The organism is Chitinophaga sp. (assembly GCF_036569125.1).
GTDB lineage: Bacteria > Bacteroidota > Bacteroidia > Chitinophagales > Chitinophagaceae > Chitinophaga.
In genome coordinates this window covers 1-5,625 of sequence record NZ_DATCRF010000336.1, presented here as the reverse complement: position 1 = coordinate 5,625, position 5,625 = coordinate 1, and the positions used below count along the sequence as shown (strand labels likewise).

Annotated in this window: 3 protein-coding genes and 1 pseudogene; all 4 read left to right on the top strand. The window is 49.8% G+C overall.

Features of this window, described 5'->3' with window-relative positions; all coding sequences use genetic code 11:
- A partial coding sequence (locus VIM87_RS12425) for a glycosyl hydrolase family 95 catalytic domain-containing protein (RefSeq protein ID WP_331997304.1) occupies positions 1-1,913 on the top strand: 1,913 nt, incomplete at its 5' end.
- A 43-nt stretch (positions 1,914-1,956) separates the two neighbouring features.
- On the top strand, positions 1,957-4,143 hold the full coding sequence (locus tag VIM87_RS12420) for an alpha-galactosidase (protein WP_331997303.1): 2,187 nt from the start codon (positions 1,957-1,959) through the stop codon (positions 4,141-4,143).
- Positions 4,144-4,146: 3 nt separating this feature from the next.
- Complete coding sequence (locus tag VIM87_RS12415; protein WP_331997302.1) at positions 4,147-5,346, top strand: SGNH/GDSL hydrolase family protein; 1,200 nt, start codon at positions 4,147-4,149, stop codon at positions 5,344-5,346.
- Positions 5,347-5,369: 23 nt separating this feature from the next.
- Positions 5,370-5,625 (top strand): annotated as a pseudogene (locus VIM87_RS12410) (AraC family transcriptional regulator); the annotation flags it as partial.

The window sequence follows — 5,625 nt, the reverse complement described above, 5'->3', positions numbered from 1 at the left end:
ATACGACCGCTGCCCATTATGAAAGAGAGCTGTCTTTGAATAATGCGTTATCTACCACCTCCTATGAGCTAAACGGCGTTACCTATAAAAGAGAATACTTTACCAGCTTTGGGGACGATGTAGGCATCATACGCCTTACGGCCAACAAACCCGGGCAGCTGAATTTTCGTGTATCCATTGACCGGCCGGAGAATTTTGTGGTGAAAACCGAACTCAAGGAGCTGCAAATGAGCGGGCAGCTGCCCAGCGGTACAGATACACCGGGCATGCGTTACATAGCCCGCGTACAGGCAAAGCTAAATGGTGGTACTTTAACCACGGAAGGCAAAAACCTGGTAGTAAAGAACGCCACGGAAGTAACGTTGATCCTTTCCATGGGTACGGATTTCCGCAACCCTGGTTTTATGGCAAAAACAAAGCAGCTGATGGCCGCTGCAATGCAAAAACCTTACACTGCGCAAAAGCAGCAGCATATTACCAACTATCAGAAATTATTCAACCGCGTGCAAATGCAGCTGGGCGCCACGCATGCCGAACAGCTGCCTACGGATGAAAGGTTGGCCGGCTTTAACGCCAATCCTGCCTCAGACGATGCGCTGCCGGTATTGTTCTTCCAGTTTGGACGTTACCTCACCATTAGCAGCACCCGCGTAGGTTTGCTGCCGCCCAACTTACAGGGCCTGTGGGCTAACCAGGTGCAAACACCCTGGAATGGCGATTACCACCTGGATGTAAATGTGCAGATGAATCACTGGCCGGTGCAGGTAAGCAACCTGCCGGATTTGGACCTGCCGCTGGCAGCGCTGATCAAGGGTTTGGTGAAACCCGGTGAAAGAACGGCCAAAGCCTATTACAATGCAGAGGGCTGGGTAGCGCATGTGATCACCAATGTATGGGGCTTTACGGAACCCGGTGAAAGCGCCTCCTGGGGCGCTACCAAATCCGGCTCAGGCTGGGTATGTAATAACCTGTGGGAGCACTATGCATTTACCAACGATAAAAAATACCTGCAGGATATTTATCCCGTGCTGAAAGGCGCTGCGCTGTTCTACAGCAGCCAGCTGGTAACAGATCCCAAGAGCGGTTACCTGGTGTTGTCGCCCTCTTCTTCACCTGAGAACAGCTTTGTAATGCCTAACGGTAAACATGCTGCCATTTGTGTAGGGGCTACCATTGATAACCAGATCGTACATGAGCTATTTACCAACGTTATAACGGCCACGAATGTACTGGGTACAGATGCTGCCCTGCGCGCCAAACTGGAAGCGCAGCTGAAAAAAGTAGCGCCCATAGGCCGTATAGGCAGCGATGGCCGCCTGATGGAGTGGATGGAGGAATACCCGGAATCGGAACCCCATCACCGGCACCTGTCACATTTATATGGCCTGTTCCCCGCGCCGCAGATCACACCGGAAGGTACACCTGACCTGGCGGAAGCCTGTAAGAAAAGCCTGGAAGCACGCGGCGACGATGGCCCCAGCTGGTCTATTGCATTCAAACAATTATTCTGGGCCCGCCTGCATGATGGTAACCGCGCGTATAAATTATTTGCGGACCTGATGCGGCCTACGCTGAAAACCAATATCAACTATGGCGCAGGTGGTGGCACCTATCCGAATATGTTCACAGCAGGGCCTCCGTTCCAGATAGACGGTAATTTTGGCGGCGAAGCAGGGCTGGCAGAAATGCTGCTGCAAAGTCATGCCGGTTTTATTGACCTGCTGCCTGCTATCCCGGACCAATGGAAGTCAACCGGCAGTGTGAACGGTCTTAAAGCCCGCGGCAACTACACCGTTAGCATGACCTGGAAAGACGGTAAGGTTACCCGTTACACCATTGCATCACCCAACCCGCGTAAAGTAAAAGTGAAAGTGAATGGAGAGATCAAAGAGGTAATGGCAACAAAAATTTAGTATCTTGAACGTCTTAACTAAGGATAGGAACAACCGTCAAATCATGCAGGTAAAACATTTAGCCACGTTACTAGCCGCACCTTTTATAGTGTGCGAGGCACAAGCCCAGAACATTAACATTCCCGTTCAAACCGCGCACAATGCGCTGGTATTACAGGTGAATAACAGCAAGGACCTGAACACTATTTATTTCGGGGAAAAATTAGCAGATGCCGGTGAGTATGAACAGGTACCGGGCGTGTACAAACAGGCCGGTGATTATACCGGTTTGCTCAATTCTGCTTACACGCCCTCCGGCTCACGCAACCTGGTGGAGCCCGCCATTACCGTAACCCATGCGGATGGCAATAATTCCCTGGACCTTAAATACGTAAGCCATACGGTTACTAAAACAGATGATAATGTTTCCTTACTCAGCATTGTGCTCAAAGACCCGGTGTATGACTTTGAGGTAACACTTTTTTATAAAACCTATTTTAAGGAAGATGTGGTAGAGCAGTGGAGCGCCATCCGCCATAAAGAAAAAGGCAGTGTGGTGCTGCACAAATTTGCCTCTGCCAACCTGCACCTGAAAGCGGCAGATGGTTTCTGGCTTACGCAGTACCATGGCGACTGGGCCAGGGAAATGCAGCCGGAAGAATCTAAGATCACGCACGGCATCCGCACGCTGGATACCAAGCTGGGTACCCGTGCCAACCTGTTCCAGCCATCGGTGTTCATGGTATCTATGGACAAACCGGCTACCGAAGATGCAGGGAATGTGTTGTATGGCGCGCTGGAATACAGCGGTAACTTTCGCGTAGACCTGGAGCTGGACCCGCAGGATAACCTGCGGATTATTGCCGGTATTAACAATTACGCATCTGACTACACGCTGCAGCCCAATGAAACATTTACCACGCCCGCTTTCCTGTATACTTTCTCCGATAAGGGCAAAGGCAATGCCAGCCGCAACTTACAGCGCTGGGCCAGGAACTATAAACTGCTGGATGGCAAAGGAAACCGCCTTACATTGCTGAACAACTGGGAATCCACCTACTTTGATTTTAATGAAAGCAAGCTGTTTGAGCTGCTGAAAGAAACCAAATCATTAGGCGTGGACCTGTTCCTGCTGGACGATGGCTGGTTTGCCAACAAGTATGCCCGTAACGATGATCATACAGGCCTGGGCGACTGGCAGGAGAATAAGACCAAGCTGCCCAACGGCATAGCCAGCCTGGTAAAAGAAGCGCAGAACGATGGTGTGAAATTTGGCATTTGGGTAGAGCCGGAAATGGTAAGCCCCAAAAGCGAGCTGTATGAAAAACATAAGGATTGGGTAGTGCGCCAGCCCAAACGCGATGAATATTATTTCCGTAACCAGCTGGAGCTGGACCTCAGCAACCCACAGGTGCAGGATTTTGTGTTTGGTATTATCGACGACCTGTTCACCAAAAATCCGCAGCTAGCCTACATTAAGTGGGACTGTAACGCGGTGATCTATAACGCGCACTCTGCCTATCTTAAAAACCAGTCGCATTTTTATATTGAGTACATGCGCGGTTTATACAAAGTGTTGGAACGCATCAGGGCTAAGTATCCCACTGTGCCTATGATGTTGTGCTCCGGTGGTGGCGGCCGTGTGGATTATGCTGCGCTGCAATACTTTACAGAGTTCTGGCCCAGTGACAATACAGATCCTATGGAGCGTATTTTTATGCAATGGGAGTACTCTTATTTTTACCCGGCCATCAGCAGCTCAAACCACGTAACAGACTGGGGTAAACAGCCGCTGAAGTTTCGCACGGATGTAGCCATGATGGGCAAGCTGGGGTTTGATATTGTGGTAAGCAAGCTGCCAGCCAATGATCTGCAGTTTGTGCAGGGCGCTGTTAAAACCTACAATGCGCTGAAGTCAATCATCTGGCAGGGCGATCAATACCGTTTATCCAATCCGCGGGAAAGTAATGTAGCATCCATCTTGTATGTAAATGAGCAGCAAAGCACCGGCGTTATTTTCAATTACCTGGTAAATAACCGCTATGACGTGCATAGCGCCATGCCTATACGCCTGAAGGGGTTGAAACCGGCCGGCAAGTATAAGATCAAAGAAGTGAATGTATACCCGGGCGCCAAATCTACCATTGATGAAAGCAAAACTTATTCAGGCGATTTCCTGATGAAAGTAGGTTTTAACCCGGATGTAAACAGCGGCAGAACCAGCGTGGTGCTGCAGATAGATGAAATTTAAACCATGAAGCTATTATACCTGGCCCTGTGCCTTACCGCCGCTGTTAGCCTGCACGCGCAAGTGCGGGTAAAGGCGCCGTTGAAAAGTGAAGATTACATTATACGCAATGCAGGGCTGGATAATGTTTGGTACCGCATGCAAAAGGATAAAGAGGCGCATGTGGTGTTCCTGGGCGGCTCCATCACCAATATGAGTGGCTGGCGCGACCTGGTGTGTAAATACCTGAAGGATACGTACCGCGGTACCAAATTCACTTTCCTGAATGCGGGCATTCCGTCCCTGGGCAGTGTGCCGCATGCCTTCCGTTTTCAGCGGGATGTAATTGAAAAAGGACCGGTAGACCTGTTGTTCTTGGAATCTGCTGTGAATGACCGCGGTAATGGTTACACGGAAGCGCAGCAGCGCCGGGCCTTGGAAGGTATTGTACGGCATATGCTGGCAGTAAACCCCAATGCCAATATTGTGCTGATGGCTTTTGTGGACCCGGATAAAATGGCCGATTACCACGCCGGCAAAATACCGGTAGAGGTGCAGGTGCATGCAGCCATCGCTAAAAAGTATGGCCTGCCATTCATTAATCTTGCCAAAGAAATTACAGACCGTATTGATGCAAAGGAATTCACCTGGAAAGATGATTTTAAAGATCTGCATCCATCGCCCTTTGGACAGAAATTATATTTCAATAGCATTAAACAGCTGCTGGATGGTGAATTTAAAAAACCAGTACCGGAAACCACTGTAGCCGCACTGGAGCTGCAACGTCCTGCAGATCCGTTTAATTATGCATTGGGCTACTATGCGGATATTCACGATGCTACCCACCTGCAGCATTTTACTATCAATGAATCATGGCAGCCGGCAGATAGTACACCTACACGTAAGGGTTTTGTAAATGTGCCGGTGCTGGTATCAGATACCACGGGCACTGCTTCCCTGGACTTTCCTTTCAACGGCCGTACCATAGGCATAAGCGTACTTTCTGGTCCTGATGCGGGTTTCATCAAATACAGCATTGATGGCGGCATTGAGCAGGAGATAGACCTGCATACCCAATGGAGCAACAGCCTTTACCTGCCCTGGTATTTGATACTGGGTGATGAATTAAGCAGGGAAAATCATAATTTGAGATTGCAAACAGGCGGGCCGCATCCGGGCAATACAAAAAATGTGTGCCGGATAGTTTACTTCCTGGTGAATAAATAGGCCTGCCGCTGCGACAGTAGCGTATGGATAAACACAAGCGACGAGACGGATTTGAAGGGCAAAAGCTGATCAGCTTACCGGAGGCAGTATGCCTTAACCACGCAAAGAAAAACACGGCCCTTAGCCCGGTATACCTTACTCACATCGGGTACTTTCCTAAAGCCATAGCACATTACCGGCTGCGCAAAAGCGGGTGTAAGGATAATATCCTGATCTACTGCCTGCGCGGCAAAGGCTGGTACCGCATTGGCAACCGCACTTACCAGGTAGGCCCTAACC